The sequence below is a fragment of the Butyrivibrio sp. DSM 10294 genome (assembly GCF_028539135.1).
In the GTDB taxonomy this organism is placed as follows: domain Bacteria; phylum Bacillota; class Clostridia; order Lachnospirales; family Lachnospiraceae; genus Butyrivibrio.
On record NZ_JANSWL010000072.1, the window covers coordinates 1 to 17,157 of the forward strand.

The following is a 17,157-nucleotide window of genomic DNA, read 5'->3' on the forward strand; positions in this document are numbered from 1 at the left end:
AAAAGCTTGGCTTTAATGTTCTGTCCGTTATTACTTTTGGTTTGTTAATTCTGAATAATTCTCTTGGAATTTTTCAGGGTTGCATTACTGTTTATTTGTCAAGGTACTTGTCGCTGCAGCTCTCAGCCGCAACTCATTTAGAATATCACGGCTCCAAATATCTGTCAACAACTTTTTTAAAGTTTTTTGAAAGTTTTTGGAAAGCTGTTCCGGAAAGCGCCATTTTCTGCGGTTTCCGTCGCCCATTCGCAACGGGCAAAATGAAGTATAACATCTCAGTTTTATTAATGCAATAGGTTTTTTTATTGTTTATAAAAGTTTTCTTTTTCCTTATAGAAGAGATCTTATATAGTTATACAGAGCATCTGTCATCTTGAGAACCACAGGCATTATCTGCATTCCGGTGATAAAGGTGATGAGTTTGATAATGACAGCCGCCTCAACTGCGCCGAGAATTGCACCAAGGAGTCTGTCGAATCCTCCGAGGATCGGAATATCCTTGATCTTGCGAAGGTGTTCCGTCAACGTATTCATCACTTTATATATCAGAAAAGCAACGATCAGATAACCTATCCTGGGAATGATGTTTCCCAGCTTAAGGCTCAGCGCATCTCCCACGATCTTAACTATATAGTAGATCGAGGCAAAGGCTGCCAGGACAGAAATAAGGCCTGCTGCTTCCGCAAACAGGCCATTGTTAGCTCCATATGACATTCTCCAGAGGATAAGGCACACCACAACTATGGCGATGACGATATCCGCTATTTCAAATCCGAGCACTTCGGTTCCTCCGTAACATATGGTTATTCTTTACTTAAGGTTCATAGTCTGAACATTCTGGTTGGTCACCAGTGCGTACTTATTTCTCACTCCCGAGGGGATCATAAGTCTGACCGGTGTAATAAAGCTTCCTTTATATTTAACGTGCCCCGTTACATCCTGAATGATGCATTCATCATCATTGTATATAACGATCTGCTTGTCATCAAAAATGATATCCGAATAATGCATATCAAAGTAGGAAGTAAGTATCAGGTTTCCCTGTGTGTTGTAGACCTGAAGTCTGTATGCACCCTCGGCTGTATTGTTTGCAAAAACAAGGCCCACATAGGATTCGTTAAAGTATACCGATCTTACTTCTTCTCCTCCGGTAAGGCTCTCCGCCTGGCTCACAGGCTTCTGATCTCCCGAGTAGAACATGATTCTGTCATCAGAAACAGCGAAAGCGGTGCCGGCATTCATGAACTGCACATAGGGAACAATGGTTCCGGGATAATCATAGCCACTGACATAATTATCAATGGAGTTCTGTCCAACGGACCCAAAGTTAAAGAAAGCAACGCTGGTCTTGAGTTCACCTTCATCAGGATACAGATAGGATACGCAGAGCAGCTCGCCATTGGGTGACAGGCTGATATCAAGGGGATATCCGCTGTCCTTCATGGTGGTCTTGAAGCTTACAAGAGTAGCTCCCTTAGGATCATATACATATATCCAGGTCACATCGGTACCGTCAAGAACTGCCGCAACAACTCCCTGTGACGATACACAGAAGTCTCTGATAGGCAGGTTGGTATCAATTTCACCCAGCGCCCCCGAGGTATTGCTGACATAAATGTTGTGACCGTTATAATCTCCCACTGCCACAACATTGTTACAGGTATGGGCTATGGGACTCTGCATCTCATAGGTCTGATTCCACAGAGCCTTGCCGGTGGAGTCAATACAGCTGATTCCATCCTTACTGTATTGAACGATATATCCGCCAAGAGCTATGATCTTGGAATCCGAGCCATTGGTCAGCTCTCCCCCTGTAGTTATAACAGCCTCGGAATATTCCTTGTCTCTCCAGCTGATATACAGGGCTGAAACCACAAACAGAACCACTGCCGCAATTGCCACGGTTCGGAAAAAGACTGTCAGTCTGTGATGTCTGATCTTTTCCTTGTAGTCCACAGTATCACGCACTGAGGCAGGTTCTTCTTTATTCTTATTTATTTTTTCTGCGTATGAGCTAAAATCTCTTACTTCAGCCAAAATATGCCTCCGAAGACCTTATGCGAACTGATAAACAGTCACTGTATCGTATTCTCTGTCAGGTCCGAAGATCGGATCCGGGAATTCAGGCTCATTAACAGCATTGGGATAGATCTGTGTCTCGAGGCAGAAACCGTCTCTTGATTTGTATACTCCGCCGCCCTTGGCATTACTGCTCTTAAGGAAGTTGCCGGCATAGAACTGGAATCCGGGAAGTGTGGTTGAACACTGCATTGTGATTCCGGTTACAGGTGATGTAACAGTTGCGAAAATTCTGCGTGTGCCGTCGAAGCCATCGATACAGAAATTGTGATCGTAGCCTCCGACAGCCTTGAGCTGAGCATCATCTGCATTTATATCACGTCCGATTGTTTTCTCCTCGATGAAATCAAAAGGAGTTCCCACAACGTTGACAATCTCGCCGGTGGGAATAGCAGCGGAATCAATTACAGGTGTGTAATAAGATGCATTGAGCTTCATCAGGTGGTCATGAATAGAGCCTGCATTGTGGCCACTGAGATTGAAGTATGCATGATTGGTCATATTGATAAGAGTTCTTGCATCGCTGGTTGCATGATAATGCAGGGAAAGTGCATTGTCATCGGTGAGAGTGTAGGTAAGTTCAAACACTCTGTTTCCGGAAAATCCAAGATCTCCGTCGTCAGATTTCAAAGTGAATTTGACGAAATTGTCGCCCTCTTCGGCATCCCATACGCGCTTGTGGAAGCCGTTGTCGTGGTCTGTGTGAAGGTTGTTGGGGCCATCGTTAACAGGGAGGCTGAACTGCTTCCCATCTATTTTGTAGGCAGCGCCTGCAATCCTGTTGGCACAAGGGCCTACTGTGGCGCCGATAAAGCTCTCATTTCCAAAGTATTCGGAAAGGTCGTCGTAGCCAAGAGCCACATCCACCTTGCTTCCGTCCTTGGCGGGTACAAAAATATTCTTGATGGTGGCACCAAAATTAAGAACTACCACCTCCATACCTGTTGCTGCGATCATATGATACGCATACACCGGTGCTCCGCTTGGTGCTTCCCCTAAAAACTCACGCTTAACTGCCATACTTCTCCTCCTTATTGTCGTCTTAAAGTTCTGTCCTGCCTTCAAGTGCACGAAGCAGTGTCACTTCGTCGATATACTCAAGGTCTCCTCCCACGGGTACTCCGCTGGCGATCCTGGTAACCTTGATTCCTGTAGGCTTAATGAGTTTGCTGATATACATAGCAGTGGTCTCGCCCTCAAGGCTTGAGTTGGTAGCGACAATAACCTCCTCAACATCCTCGTTCTGAAGCCTCTGCATCAATTCCGTCAGTCTGATATCTCCGGGGCCTATGCCCAGCATGGGCGAAATAGCTCCGTGAAGAACATGATAAACTCCCTCAAATTTACCTGTTTTCTCATAAGCTGCCAGGTCCCGTGCATTCTCCACCACCATAATGGTCTTGTGGTCTCTGTGCTCGTTGCTGCAGATAGGGCAGATGTCATCATCTGTCAGAGTGCAGCAGACCTTGCAATAGTGCACGTTCTCCCGGGCGTCAACTATGGAATCCGCCAGCTTCTTAACCCTGTCCTTGGGAAGGCCTATCAGGTAAAAAGCAAGTCTCTGGGCGGATTTGCCACCTATTCCCGGAAGAGATGCAAGTTCTTCTATCAGCCGATTAATATGTCCGCTGTAAAGATCCATCAGAAAGGAAATCCTCCGCCAAGTCCGCCGGTCATCTTGCCAAGCATAGCGCCGCTCTCTTCCTCAGCCTGTTTCATTGCCTCATTGATTGCTGCAACGATCATATCCTGAAGCATCTCAACATCATCGGGATCAACAGCATCCGGTGAAATAGTAATGCTCTTCAAAGTCTTATTACCAAAAACAACAGCCTCTACTGCACCGCCGCCTGCCTTGGCTGAGAACTCCTTGGTCTCAAGCTCCTTCTGGCTCTCCTCCATCTGGCGCTGCATTCTCTGGGCCTGCTTCATAAGATTGCTCATGTTACCGGGCATTCCGCCTCCGGGAAATCCTCCACGTTTACTCATTGTTAATTCTCCTTTTCTTATTCCTCTGTAACTATATCAAAGTTGATAGCCTGAAGATTCACGTAGTTTTCTTCAAATGTCTGATTGTCTTCTATGTATCTAACTTCAAATGTTATATGTTTTCCTATGGACTCGTCAAGCACTGTCTGCAGTTCTGTGCGGGAATCTCCCTCATTATATTTCGCAGCCAGCTGTTTGTTGTCCAGGACTATCTGCAGGGTATCGTCGTTGCCAAGGCTAAGACGCGCCTTCTGCATGTAGGTCTTCATAGGGTTATCCATTCCGGCAAGAAGTCTTGCCCAGCCGGAAACCACTTTCTGTATATCCTCGGGAACGGCTCTGTCCAGAACCTTTTTCTCTTTAACCATCTGTGTCATAGCTCCGGACGCTCCAGTTGCGGCAGCTACTGCGACCTGTCCGCTCTGAATCCCTTTAAGGAGCTTGCCGTTCTCTTCGTCGTGCTGCTCAAGGATGCGAAGTCTGTCCTCCAGGGACTCGTCGTTTTTCTCCATCTGAGGCTTGCACATCTTGATAAGAGTGATCTCTATAAGGATTCTCTTCTGAGTGGCATATCTTAGCTGCGATGACAGCTCGGAAAAGATCCTGATATATCTGATGACTGTATCCACATCCGCTTCACTGGCCTGCTGCTTGAGGTTCTTGAGGTTGTCGGTGGAGATATCCACCACATCCTCCATCTGATCGGAGGCCTGAACCAGCATCAGGTTCCTCAGATACCAGACAAAATCGTTGACGAACTGCGCCAGCTCTCGTCCCTGAATGACAATATCCGACAGCAGCGTCAAGGCTGCATTGATATCCTGTGTGTACAGCGCGGAAAAGAGTCTTCCGAACACCTCTGTGTCCACGGCTCCCAATACGTTCAGCACCTTGTCATAGGTGAGCTCCTCGCCGTAGTTGAAGGCAATACACTGATCCAAAAGACTCAGGGAATCTCTCATGGAGCCGTCAGCAGTCTTGGCAATGTATCTAAGGGCTCTGTCATCAACCGTAATACCTTCTGCATCCACAACCTGTCTGAGTCTCCCCTCGATGGTGTCGATGGTGATCCTGTGAAAATCATATCTCTGACAGCGAGACAGAATGGTTATAGGAAGCTTCTGAACGTCTGTTGTAGCCAGGATGAACATGGCATAGGACGGAGGCTCCTCCAGTGTCTTCAAAAGAGCGTTGAAAGCTCCCGTTGACAGCATGTGAACCTCGTCGATGATATATACTTTCTTTTTTCCTCTTGTGGGGGAATAGGAGACCTCGTCGATGATCTCTCTGACATTTTCCACACCGTTGTTGGACGCTGCATCGATCTCGATGACGTTCATGCTGGTGCCGGCCGCGATCTCCTTGCACATATCGCATTCTCCGCAGGGACTTCCGTCCACGGGATGCTCGCAGTTAACGGCTCTAGCCAAAATCTTTGCAACAGAAGTCTTACCTGTTCCGCGGGTTCCGCAGAACAGGTAAGCATGTCCGACTCTGTCGGATTTTATCTGATTCTTAAGTGTGGTAACTATGTGATCCTGGCCCTTGACGTCCTCAAAGACCGGTGGTCTGAATTTTCTGTAAAGTGCTACATACCCCATTAAACTACCGCCTAAACAAAACTTCTTTTGATGTCACTTAATCTCCGAAGCATACGCCAAGCATCTTGGCTTCTTTGATAATGCTTGCATCGGGAGATACATATTTCAACTTGCCTGCGATCTCTCCCAGAGGAACCTTGACGATTTCTCTGTTCTTGTAGGCAACCATAAAGCCATACTCTTTTTTGAGAATAAGCTTGCCGGCCTCAGCTCCCAGTCTTGAAGCAAATACTCTGTCGTAGGGATCGGGAGCGCCGCCCCTCTGCATGTGTCCGGGAACGGTAACACGTACTTCATGTCCGGTCTTATTCTGAATAGCCTCAGCTATCTCGTAGGATACGGATGGATACTTGTAGTTGGCCATCTTCTCCTTGTACTCTTTCTTGGAGAGCTTGGCGTCCTTCTTGGAAATGGCGCCCTCAGCCACAGCTATGATGGTGAATCTGCTGCCTCTCTTATCCCTGGCCTCAATGGCCTCACAGATCTTGTCGATGTCATAAGGGATCTCGGGAATAAGGATAACGTCGGCTCCGCCTGCCATTCCGGCATTGAGAGTAAGCCATCCTACCTTGTGTCCCATAACCTCGATTATGAATACACGTCCGTGAGAGTCAGCTGTTGTGTGGATATTATCTATAACCTGAGTCGCTACGTCAACGGCGCTCTGGAAACCAAAGGTCATGTCCGTGCCCCACAGGTCATTATCAATAGTCTTGGGAAGAGAAACAACATTGAGTCCCTCCTCGCTCAAAAGGTTCGCAGTCTTCTGAGATCCGTTGCCTCCCAGAACCACAAGGCAGTCCAGCTGCAGCTTGTAATAGTTCTGCTTCATGGCCTCAACCTTGTCGAGACCGTTCTCATCGGGTTCCCTGATGGTCTTGAAGGGGGTTCTGGAGCTGCCCAGAATAGTTCCGCCCTTGGTCAGGATTCCGGAGAAATCCTTGGAGGTGAGCATACGGAAATCGCTGTAGATAAGTCCTCTGTAGCCGTTCAAAAAGCCATAGAACTCAACCTGCTCACCACTGTGCGCAATACACTTAACAACGCCGCGCATTGCCGCATTCAAAGCCTGACAGTCGCCACCACTAGTCAACATACCAATTCTCATCATCGTGAAAAGACCTCCTTTGAATTGCCATGGTTAAACGCACACTACTATAAATTATACAAAATAAACCACCAAATGCCAAGCAATCCGGTTGACTCGGAACCATTAAAAAAGTATAATAAATAAGCTGTTTGGAGACGTATCAAAGTGGTCGTAATGAGGCGCACTCGAAATGCGTTTGTCCTCCGGGGCACGCGGGTTCGAATCCCGCCGTCTCCGCTAAAAAAGCTTCGCTGATGAGATCATCGGCGAAGCTTTTTTGTTTCTGTTTTCGATTATGTTTTACCAATAAACTGATCAGATCTCAATCTCAAGATGAAGTACGCTGCTGGCAGGAATTGTAAGAACTGCCTCCGACTTACCTGTAGTCTTGATGTCATCGAAGGTCTTAACTGTAACCTTCTCAGGATCCTCAAAGGTGTTGTGAAGGTGGATCTCTCCGCCAACGATCTCTCCCCTGATGCTCTTAATCTCTGTATCTGTAAGGCTAAGTCCGATCTCATAGCTCTCCGAGGCTGAGAGGTTGGTCACTGTTGCGTGAACCTTGCCGTCCTTGCCAAGGGATACTGACTCTGTAAGGTTGGGAACCTTGTATTCGTCCACAAGACCGATCTCCTTGGTCTCGATGAAGCTCTCAAGAAGCTCTGCATCCTGGTGGTGCTTGTACATATTGAATACGTGGTAGGTAGGTGTCTTAACCATTTTGTCCTTGTCTGTAAGGATAACGGACTGAAGAACGTTGATCATCTGTGCGATGTTGGCCATGATGACTCTGTCGCAGTGCTTGTTGAATACGTTGAGGTTGATACCTGCAACCAGCGCATCCCTTACAGTGTTCTGCTGATAGAGGAAGCCGGGATTGGTTCCGGGCTCTACATCGTACCAGGTTCCCCACTCATCAACGATAATTCCAACCTTCTTCTCCTTGTCATATCTGTCCATAACAGCCTGATGGTTCTTGATAAGGGTCTCCATGAAAAGAGTCTTGCTGAGGGTCTGATACCATTCCTTCTCATCGAAGTCTGTGGCACTACCCTTGTGCTCCCAGTTCTGAGGAACTGTATAGTAATGAAGAGAGATTCCGTCCATGAAGCCATGTACGTTGGCAGGAGCCTTGAAGCAGGTGCTCATAACGCCCTCTGTCCAGCTGTAGTCATCGGCATTGGCGCCGCAGGCAACCTTATTGATGTGCTTGCCGGGACGATAATCTCTTACATAGGTCTGGTATCTTCTGTACAGGCCTGCATAGTACTCCGGAGGCATATTTCCGCCGCAACCCCAGTTCTCATTGCCTACGCCGAAGAAGTCAACATCCCAGGCTTCTTCTCTTCCGTGGCTCTTACGAAGATCTGCCATGGGAGATACGCCCTCGAAGGTCATGTACTCAACCCATTCCTGCATCTCCTGAACAGTACCGCTTCCCACATTGCCGTTAACGTAGGTCTTGCAGCCCAGCTGTTTGCAGAGCTCGAAGAACTCATGGGTTCCGAAGCTGTTGTCCTCAACTACTCCGCCCCAATGGGTATTGATCATCTTCTTACGGCCTTCCTTGGGACCGATGCCGTCCTTCCAGTGATACTCGTCGGCAAAGCATCCGCCGGGCCAGCGAAGAACGGGAACCTTAATCTCCTTAAGGGCTTCCAGAACGTCGCTTCTCATTCCGTTTTCATTTTTGATATCTGAATTTTCTCCGACAAAGAGTCCCTCATAGATACCTCTTCCGAGGTGCTCGGAGAAATGTCCCTGAAGTTCGGGATTAATATGACCTTTTTTGTTTGAAGGATTGATGCAAAGCTTAAACATGGCGTCTCCTTTTCGGTATTGTAGTATTCGTTATTTTAATAAAAAGTAGAGTATTTTAGTTTTTTCAAAATGCCCCATTTAATCAAGAATACTACAAAACCCGTTAAACATCAACACAAAAGGCCGACTGCCACTTCTCATTTTTAGAACTGGGAACAGTTATCGATTTTCTGTTTTTCAAAAAATTCATCTATATTGGCAAGGAGCTCTGCCGGAGGCATTGTCTTGAGCAGATATTTCTCCGGTTTGAGCTTGAGAACCTGCATAACACTGTCCTTATCGCTCTTGACCGTAAGGAACATGACAGGAATGCTTGCAGTCGATGATTCACTTCTAAGCATCTCCAGAACCTTGGGTCCGGTGGTTATGGGCATCTCATAGTCAAGAAGTATGAGGTCCACCTTGTTCTTGGCAAGAAAAGTAATAGCTGCCATGCCGGAGTTGACCATGAACACCTGATAGCTCTCAGAAAGCCAGGACTTGATGGTTCTTAGCATAGTTCCGTCATCATCCACCACCAGAATGCGCTTTTTCTGGAGCCTTTCGTCCTCCCTGGCCACAACCTCCATCATCTTCCTTCCAAGTTCCTTGACGTTGACGGGTCTTTCAAACACCGCAGCCACACGCTCTTTGGGGATGTTGTTAAAAACCTTGGTGATGTCATCATGGGATCCGATAATGCTGACGGATACATCCTCCTCCATTACCTTATCCTTAATATAAACGAAGATGTCCTTCATTTCCTCCGGATCATCCACATAGAAAAGAAAGACTGGCGGCCTGTTCTCGATTCTGTCTATAGCAGTTACATCAGGCTCAGTCTGAACCACCTCAAAGCCGCTGCTCCGAAGTTCTTTGGCAATTGAGGTAACCATAAAGCTCTTTGCACTTCCGATCAGTAAAATTCTGGTCTCCATAGGCCGTTTCCTTTCTATCTCTATAATAATATTACAATATTTCGAGCAGCGCGTCACGGTCTACCGCTGATATTAATTCTTTTACTCTTCCGTATTTCTCCTTATATTCCTGAGGGATGCTATACTGCGACAACATCTCCATGATAGAATCCGCAGTATCAAAGTCATAGGCATCGATAAGCTCCTTCATATCACCAAAGGCGCTAATAAGCTCCTCCACCGGTATCTCGGGAAGATCCTCATCCTGCCCGCCACCTGCTGCCGCCAGCTTATCCTTATAACTCCTGTAGAGGTCAAGTAGCTGCGGTGTTCTCTCCTGTATTGCCGCATCATCCTCATTGTTTCCGCATTCTTCAAGGCTTGCCGCCATCTCAGACAGCTCCAGCGCTCCGATGAGCCTTGCAGAGCTCTTAAGAGCGTGTACAAAAACAGTGTAATTCCTGAAGTCCTTCTCTCTGGCATAGCCTTCTATGGCATCTGCCTTGGAGTCAATAGAGATAAGGAATTGCTGAACTACATTTTCAAGAATTGCAGGGTTTCCGGAATTTTTAAGTGCCTCCTGAAGATCTATCCCCTGAAGCTGTGTTAGTAATGAGTTCTCAGCTCTCTCTTCATCTGCACTTTCGCCTGCCTGCAGCTTATCATCCGGCAAAAAATGCATAAGCATCTTCTCCAGATCCTTGCCGTTAACGGGCTTGGCCAGATAATCATCAAATCCCGCAGCGATGTACTCCTGCCTTGCGCCGGAGAGTGCATTGGCGGTCAGCGCTATACATGGCACGCCTTCGCTCATATTGTCCTTAAGTTCCTTCATTGCAGCCAGGGTCTCGAGTCCATCCATCTCAGGCATTCTGTGATCGATAAAAATAGCGTCGTAGCGCTTTTTTACCACCTTCTCAAGAGCCTCTTTTCCGCTCTCGGCAGTGTCTACAATTACCCTCGTCCTCTTAAGAAGTCCCTTAATGACCGTCAGATTCATGACTGTATCATCAACCACAAGGATCTCCGCATCCGGAGCAGTGAAGCTCTCGTGGTACTTCTCTGTGCTCTGGAGATATTCCTTGTAGCGCTTCTTGAAATCTCCGATGGGTTCCCAGGAAACCACCTGCTGCCTGATCTCGAAGGAGAAGTCGGAGCCCTCTCCGTATACGCTCTTCACCTCAAGCTTTGTATCCATAAGGGCCAGGAGCTTCTTGACGATGCTCATGCCAAGGCCTGTTCCTTCAATGGTGCGGTTCCTGATCTCTTCGATTCTCTCAAAGGGTGAAAAGAGCTTGTCCAGGTCCTCTTCCTTAATTCCGATTCCGGTATCCACCACTTGGAATCTTAGCATTATGTTCTTGTCATCAGTTTTTCTGTAGCCGATGTTCAGGGTCACAGTGCCTTTTTCCGTATATTTCACAGCATTGGTGAGGATATTGGTGACGCACTGCTTAATCCTTATCTCATCGCCGATGAGCTGTACCGGCAGCGTCTCATCAACATTTATCTCCAGCTCAAGTCCCTTGTCGGATATTTTGGCGGCAACGAGGTTAACAAGATCGTTTATGGTAGAACCAATGTGGTACTGAACCGGCAGTATATCCATCTTACCGGCTTCAATCTTGGAGAAATCCAGAATGTCGTTGACTATGCCAAGCAGGGAATTACCGGCGCTCTTGACATTAGCCGCATACTCAAGGATCTGCTCATCCTCGCACTCCCTGAGGATCATTTCATTCATGCCAAGAACTGCATTAATAGGCGTTCTGATCTCATGGGACATGTTGGACAAAAATGAGGATTTGGCTTCACTGGACCTCTGGGCTATTTCCAGCTCTTTTTCCACCTCCTGCTTCTCGTGGATTCTTCCGATATAGTCCTCCACGGCATGTACTGTGGCCTTCATCGAATCATTGAGAATCTGGATCTCATCTCTGGTCTTAACATTGATTGAGTCTACCTTACGGCCAACATCAAGCTTTCTCTCGTCATCGGCATTGGCATACTCGTACATGAAGTCGCTCATTACCCCCAAGGGTCCTCCAATGGTGACCTTGGTGTAGTAGTTGGCAAAGGCAGCCATGGGTACACCGACACACAGCATCAAAAGAATCATTTTGATGTCAAATCGCACTGCGGACTCGTTAAATTTGTAATCGATATCATTTAGTCTCTCCAGGAACTGCTGACCGGTGGCTTCACCATTGGTCTCCTCTGCATTCTGTGAATCGTTCACAGGCTCAATCTGCTGACCCTGAGCCGGTGCCCCATTCATGGCTTCATCCATTCGACCCACCATCATCTGGCGAAGATCAGGGAACAAAACCATGGTAAAAACGCTTACTGATATGCCCAGCACCAACTCCAGTGCAAAAATGATAGCTGTTATCTTGGCGCTTACTCTGGTCTTTCTAAGGCGCCTTTGAACCTCGGTATTTTTCCTGAATCCCGCCGTATATCCGATCCCAATGGGGAAGGGCAGCTTACAGATATCCGGGGCCTTGTTAAAAAACAGATATATGGCAAAGGCAATACCAAAAACCGTGATAACGTCCCTGCCCAGATAGTTTAACAGTTTAATCAGGGATTCCAGATTGTATTCACTTGAAGGGATAATCGTAAGACATGCCAGCTCTGCAATACTGGTCACAACAAGTGTCACCAGCGCAGCAAGAAAGGTCTTTTTCTTGGTTGTAAAGAAGTAATACTGTGAAAATAAAGAGAAGCTGACAGCAGCCACAAGATTAATAGCCATATTATAGGAATCGTGCATATCAAAGATAATGGTCAGAATAAATGAAAGTGAAAAACTGACCATGGTAAACAGATAACCGTATAATGCCCCAAGAAGAAGGAACGGCCCTATAACGAACGACACTATCACGGTACCACCGGAAGAAATATTCAAGGTCCTGGCGTTTAGAGCCGCATATATCGCAATAGCAGTAAGAAGTATCCACATTCCGATACCAATGCACTGTATAAACCTTTTCAAACCTTGTTTCAAGTTAACAGTATTGTCCATAAGCCATCCTTTCATCAGAACGAATAGTTAAGGATCATCTCACTAAGCGTTCTGTAGGTTCCCCTGGGCACTGAAAACTCTTTTCCATCCTCCATAACAAGCGTGTCTTTGGATATTCTCAAAACCTTCTTGAGGTTGATAATGCTCTTTATTCCAAGGCTGTAGAAATAGGGTTCATAGAGCTCCTCTGATATTTCCTTAAGAGTGCTCCTTACAAGATAGCTCTCGTTCTCGGCAACAATCCTCTTGTAATGGTCCTCGGATTCCACGTACAGGATATCCCCTACAGCAACCCTGCTGACAGCGCCGCCGTCCTTAACCGTAAGAAACCTGGCCTCCTCGCTGTGGCAGACTCTGTCCATGGCTTCATAGAAATCATCCTGTAAAATGGGCTTTTCCAGATAATGAACAGCCTGGATCCTGAAGGCCTCTTTGTAAAAAGCATTGGAGGAAGTCATAAAAATAATATTGGCATCCTCATCCTTATCTCTTATGGCCTGTGCTATCTCTATGCCATTCATCCTGTCTATATAAATATCAAGCAGATATATGTCGTAGCTGTCCTTCTCCATTGCTCCCAAAAGCTCTATAGACGACGTGAACACATCCACGTCAAATATCAGCAGTGGATGTGTTCTTCTATAATTGTTAAGCAACTGTGTTGCCTCTCTGATACAGCTTTCTTCGTCATCGCAAATCGCTACTCTATACATGTTTCCCCCGGCCTTCGCCCCAACTTATGTATATCAGCCTTTATAGTCAATGGACTGCCCCACCATCTTCTCGGCAGGGGTCTGAACGCTGTCAGCCCGCAGACTAAAGTTGTAATCATCTATCTTTTTGATAAGTTCCTCCACCGAATCCGCCATGAGGATGACATAATCCTCCTCGTCCTCGGGGATGTCCCCCTTATCGGCGATCTTCTTCTGAAGGTTCTCTTTGATTTTTTCTTTCTGCTCCTTCTTAAGCTCAGCTTTCTCTGCCTTCTTTTTCTCAGCTCTCTTCTCCTGGAGCTTATCCGCCATATCCTTGGAAGATTTCTGCATTACGGCAAAGAAGGAAGCGGTTCCGTTGTCATTAACCTGCATTCCGATGGTCTTGACGCCGGATTTGGTTGCCATGACATTCTGAAGCTGCGGCATCTGGGACTGGGCTCTGGAAATAAGCCCCTCATACTTGGCCCTGTAATCCGCATCAGTAGCCATGCGCTCTATCTTCTCTTCGTCGATAAGAACCACCATTCTGTTGGCGTTTCCAAAGGAGCTGGCATTCTGCTTGGCATATTCCTTCATGTCCTTGCTGACAAGAACAAAATCCATTCCGGAATATTTTTTCTTAAGCTCTTCGTAGTACTTGGCGCCTTCCTCGGATAGCTGTACCTTGCCCAGTGTCTTGCCGTAATTGCCGGTCTGGGTGGTCTTCTGCGTATCCTTTGTGCCTGTACTCTTACCGGTCTCGTATGCGCCGGCGGCAGCAGTGATCTCGGAAATATTACTCATGGTTCCCTCCATTTCCCGGGTGTTTCCCGTATACGCATCCTTGCATGTATGGAAAGACATAACGTTCTTTCTTACTATTATATCGGAAACTTTAGTAATTTTCTCAATCACTTTATAATCTTTTAAGACAATTTGTATTTAAGTCTCTGCTCGGGAGTAAGCTTCGCATCGCCGTACTTCTCTTTGGCATCTTTGATCAGATCCTCGAGACTCTTGACATGGAATTTGTATATGGTCTTACCATTCATGCCAATGACGATATCTTCCTTGGTAAAATACAGTCCACCGTACTCTATTCTGCTGAGGATACCATAGGTGTCGGTATCAATGATAATCAGCTCCTTCTCATTGCAGAAGATGAACTGATTCTTCTCGGGAATCTCTTTTGTGTAAAAAGCCATATCCAACTGATCATCGGATATATATACATATTCATCTGTCTCAAGATCATAGATTCTGAAATAATAATCAGACCCCTGCAGGTATAACTTGCTTCCGTCCTCGGAGAACTCAAGATTCTTCTTGGTTCCGCCAAAGAAGCTTATCTCATCGGAGATTTCCAGTGTAGCTGTGTCCGCAACCCTGGCAAATCCATCGCCGCACTCCAGTACAACCTTGGAGAAATCCTCGGTAAAAGAGGCACTCAGCACTGTATAGTCCTCGAACAGCTGCGTAAACTCCTTCTTAACAAAATCGCATTTATACAACCGTCCATAGAAATCCCAATAATATACAGTGTCACCCTTTTCGTTCAAAACGCCGTCATTCCAGTATCCGCGTTCAAAATCATCCGAAAACCTGCCTTCATACAAAAGCTTCTTTTCCGAAATATCATATGCCTTGTACTCCTTGCCATCTACAGAAAGAGCAACATTACGATCGCCGGAAAGAACCCAATCCATAATCTCTGCTGTATCAGGAATCGTCTCTATATCGCCGGTATCGATATGGCATAAGGTAAGGTCAGTATCATAGCTCATCACTACCAGTGTGTTTTCATCATGATATTTGATATCATCTGAAGTAATACCACTGAAAGAAAAGTCAGCGATCTCCTTGTCGGTAGCTGCATCGACCACATGTATCTCATAGGGAGAATCAGAGCCGGACTTTTTGGTTGTATAGAAAAAGTTGGTCTCCTCAGGGCTTGTGGCCATTGCATATATGGTTGTAGGGCTGTCGATCACTACCTCCTTGGTATCGTCTTCCATATAGCTCATAACAACGATATCCGGAGACTGATGCATGGACGTGATCAAATACGGTCCTGTCTTGTACTCTGTAAGGTTCTCTCCCACCTCAATGCCATAGTCCGCATAATTGTAACCACTGCTGCCATCCATAACGGAAATATGGCCATCACTAGTTCCTACATTAAAGACCTCACCGTCAGGGTTTAAGTAAAATCCGATAATATCATTCTCCATAGGAATAGTAATATTGATCTCTCCTGTGTACAGATCAAGGTTATACATATTTCTGCCGGATGAAACCAGAACTTCGCCCTTCTTGCCTTCAGTTGTATCAATAATCCTGGACTTAACATATGTATAGCTGTTATCAGGCCCGATATGAGATCTGGTAACGTCAGTGCTCCACAGCTCCTTGCCGGTCTTGTAGTCAAACTTCTGTACAACATTTGTATGGTCTCCTGAAGCAAGAAGCGAATCCAGCTCAGTGGAGCATACCAGCAGAGTATCATCCGGAGCAAAAAACATATCAAGCACAGTGTCCATGGGCAGGTTAAGGTCCACACGTTTGCCTGTGGCTATCTCGTACACAATAACATTGGTGGTGTCTTCATCCGCCATTTTGAATGAAGTGTCAGGAAGGGCGTAATCAGCCTGAATTCCCACATACCTGTCATCAGGGCTGAAGATCATATCTGAACAATACAGAAGATCCTCGTCAGCAAAGGTTCTTACAAGTTCACCGGTTCTTGCATCATACACAGCAGCACTTTCTCTGAAGTTAAGTGCAACATAATTGCCGCCCTTGCTGTATTTGGCAAAAAGCACATAGTCATCGGTAAAACGATTCTCATAGAGAACATTTCCTGCTTCGTCGTATCCTGTCATGAAATGCTCTGTAACGGCGCAAACCGCATCGCTGTTAATTGCAAGGCCTGATACCTTATCGCGCTGGCCCTCATAGTAAATGGAGTTCTTCTTGAACAAAAGATCTCCGGTGTCCACATTCCAGTAATAAACTTCATCAAGCTGATCGGAAGAAACGACTCTGGTATTATCCGAATTAACGGCAAAATCACTAACCGAGATATCATGGGACAGAATCTTGTCTTTCTTCATAGTGCTGCCTACGCTGTAGGATCCAAGGGCATCCGCCAGAGCATCCATGGCATCAGGCACAAAGGGTCTGTCGCCTCCCTCTCCGGGAAGGGCCTCAAGGGCTATCAGCGTTGCTGCCTTGCGGTCGCCGGTCTCCAATACCTGCTTGGAAGTAGCTGCAAGAATCTTGGATTCGTTGGTGAGCTTCTGCTGATAGTTCTCATTAATTCTTGCCAGGTTGTAGGCATTATATACGCCAAAAAGGACTCCGAGAGCAGCCACGCCCGCAGTGACCGCAAGATATCTTCTCATAATGCGCTCTCTGTGGCGCTGCCTTAAGTTGTCATAATCACAGTACAAGATGGAAGCGGCAAGTCTTAGGGACTCACTCTTGATCTTCTTTTTGATCTCCTTCTTACTATCGCCTCTCACATCGGCAGCCAGAGGCTCTCTGGGATTGCCGTAGTCATCCGTAAGAAGCTGCCGGGGAAAAGAATCCTCCGGCTCTCCGTCCACAAGAACTGCAAGGATATTCTGCTTGCCATGCATGGCAATGAAGGTATCAATCTCCTTCATTACCCACTCAGACTCCTTGGTCTGTGGTGAACAGATAACAACAAGGAACTCTGACTGCTCAAGAGCAGACTCAATGTTGTCGCTAAGGCTGGCTCCGATAGGGAGCTCTTCCTGATCTCTGAAAACTCTTTCTATACCCTTTCTTCCTATCTCCTTGCGGATCCTTAAGGGAATTTTGGTTGTCTCAAGTGCCTTGTGGATTCCCTTTGCCACAAACATATCCTTTTCCAGATGTCTGTAGCTTATAAATGCATCGTACTTCACTTCCTAATTACTCCAATCTTGTAACG

The 17,157-nt window shown here is 46.5% G+C and carries 14 protein-coding genes and 1 tRNA gene; 2 read left to right on the forward strand and 13 right to left on the reverse strand.

Translation table 11 applies throughout. The features are described 5' to 3' along the window. Positions 1-296 (forward strand): hypothetical protein (locus tag NXH67_RS07465; RefSeq protein ID WP_272796954.1); only part of this gene is annotated, 296 nt, incomplete at its 5' end. 34 nt (positions 297-330) lie between these two features. Here NXH67_RS07465 and NXH67_RS07470 read toward each other — a convergent pair. From NXH67_RS07470 to NXH67_RS07500, 7 genes are read right to left on the reverse strand one after another with little or no spacing between them, the layout of a single operon-like run. Further along, positions 331-780: a CvpA family protein gene (locus NXH67_RS07470; protein ID WP_022779053.1), complete on the reverse strand. Its 450-nt coding sequence runs from the start codon at positions 778-780 to the stop codon at positions 331-333. Between the two features lie 30 nt (positions 781-810). Next, entirely contained in the window at positions 811-2,037 is a 1,227-nt protein-coding gene (locus tag NXH67_RS07475; RefSeq protein WP_022779052.1) for a DUF5711 family protein, read from the reverse strand. 18 nt (positions 2,038-2,055) lie between these two features. Continuing rightward, a complete protein-coding gene (locus tag NXH67_RS07480) occupies positions 2,056-3,099 on the reverse strand; it encodes an aldose epimerase family protein (RefSeq protein ID WP_022779051.1) in 1,044 nt (347 codons plus the stop codon). 22 nt (positions 3,100-3,121) lie between these two features. Then, the gene (gene recR, locus NXH67_RS07485; RefSeq protein ID WP_022779050.1) at positions 3,122-3,721 is read right to left on the reverse strand and encodes a recombination mediator RecR; all 600 of its coding nucleotides are present in this window, start codon (positions 3,719-3,721) and stop codon (positions 3,122-3,124) included. Then, positions 3,721-4,068 (reverse strand): YbaB/EbfC family nucleoid-associated protein, encoded by a 348-nt coding sequence (locus tag NXH67_RS07490; RefSeq protein ID WP_272796955.1) that lies wholly within the window; start codon positions 4,066-4,068, stop codon positions 3,721-3,723. The genes recR and NXH67_RS07490 overlap by 1 nt, the downstream gene beginning before the upstream one ends. Before the next feature lie 17 nt (positions 4,069-4,085). Then, positions 4,086-5,669, reverse strand: a complete 1,584-nt coding sequence (dnaX, locus tag NXH67_RS07495) for a DNA polymerase III subunit gamma/tau (RefSeq protein WP_272796956.1) — start codon at positions 5,667-5,669, stop codon at positions 4,086-4,088. Between the two features lie 37 nt (positions 5,670-5,706). Next, entirely contained in the window at positions 5,707-6,780 is a 1,074-nt protein-coding gene (locus tag NXH67_RS07500) for a 6-phosphofructokinase (protein ID WP_272796957.1), read from the reverse strand. Positions 6,781-6,910: 130 nt separating this feature from the next. On the opposite strand from NXH67_RS07500, the gene NXH67_RS07505 reads away from it, so the two are divergent. Further along, positions 6,911-6,996 (forward strand) — tRNA-Ser (locus tag NXH67_RS07505). Between the two features lie 78 nt (positions 6,997-7,074). Here NXH67_RS07505 and NXH67_RS07510 read toward each other — a convergent pair. The 6 genes from NXH67_RS07510 to NXH67_RS07535 form a co-directional block, all read right to left on the reverse strand. Further along, complete coding sequence (locus NXH67_RS07510) at positions 7,075-8,580, reverse strand: alpha-N-arabinofuranosidase (RefSeq protein ID WP_272796958.1); 1,506 nt, start codon at positions 8,578-8,580, stop codon at positions 7,075-7,077. 143 nt (positions 8,581-8,723) lie between these two features. Continuing rightward, the gene (locus NXH67_RS07515; protein WP_272796959.1) at positions 8,724-9,497 is read right to left on the reverse strand and encodes a response regulator; all 774 of its coding nucleotides are present in this window, start codon (positions 9,495-9,497) and stop codon (positions 8,724-8,726) included. Between the two features lie 31 nt (positions 9,498-9,528). Beyond that, positions 9,529-12,474 (reverse strand): ATP-binding protein, encoded by a 2,946-nt coding sequence (locus NXH67_RS07520; protein ID WP_272796960.1) that lies wholly within the window; start codon positions 12,472-12,474, stop codon positions 9,529-9,531. 44 nt (positions 12,475-12,518) lie between these two features. Continuing rightward, positions 12,519-13,217: a LytR/AlgR family response regulator transcription factor gene (locus tag NXH67_RS07525; protein ID WP_272796961.1), complete on the reverse strand. Its 699-nt coding sequence runs from the start codon at positions 13,215-13,217 to the stop codon at positions 12,519-12,521. A gap of 33 nt (positions 13,218-13,250) precedes the next feature. Then, positions 13,251-14,003 (reverse strand): DUF6033 family protein, encoded by a 753-nt coding sequence (locus NXH67_RS07530; protein WP_272796962.1) that lies wholly within the window; start codon positions 14,001-14,003, stop codon positions 13,251-13,253. Positions 14,004-14,125: 122 nt separating this feature from the next. Continuing rightward, a complete protein-coding gene (locus NXH67_RS07535) occupies positions 14,126-17,131 on the reverse strand; it encodes a toll/interleukin-1 receptor domain-containing protein (protein WP_272796963.1) in 3,006 nt (1,001 codons plus the stop codon). Positions 17,132-17,157 lie beyond the last annotated feature (26 nt).

Coding starts and splice junctions, on each gene's coding strand:
- NXH67_RS07480 (WP_022779051.1), bottom strand. CDS start 3,099: ATGGCAGTTAAGCGTGAGTTTTTAGGGGAAGCACCAAGCGGAGCACCG.
- NXH67_RS07510 (WP_272796958.1), bottom strand. CDS start 8,580: ATGTTTAAGCTTTGCATCAATCCTTCAAACAAAAAAGGTCATATTAAT.
- recR (WP_022779050.1), bottom strand. CDS start 3,721: ATGGATCTTTACAGCGGACATATTAATCGGCTGATAGAAGAACTTGCA.
- dnaX (WP_272796956.1), bottom strand. CDS start 5,669: ATGGGGTATGTAGCACTTTACAGAAAATTCAGACCACCGGTCTTTGAG.
- NXH67_RS07515 (WP_272796959.1), bottom strand. CDS start 9,497: ATGGAGACCAGAATTTTACTGATCGGAAGTGCAAAGAGCTTTATGGTT.
- NXH67_RS07490 (WP_272796955.1), bottom strand. CDS start 4,068: ATGAGTAAACGTGGAGGATTTCCCGGAGGCGGAATGCCCGGTAACATG.
- NXH67_RS07500 (WP_272796957.1), bottom strand. CDS start 6,780: ATGATGAGAATTGGTATGTTGACTAGTGGTGGCGACTGTCAGGCTTTG.
- NXH67_RS07530 (WP_272796962.1), bottom strand. CDS start 14,003: ATGAGTAATATTTCCGAGATCACTGCTGCCGCCGGCGCATACGAGACC.
- NXH67_RS07525 (WP_272796961.1), bottom strand. CDS start 13,217: ATGTATAGAGTAGCGATTTGCGATGACGAAGAAAGCTGTATCAGAGAG.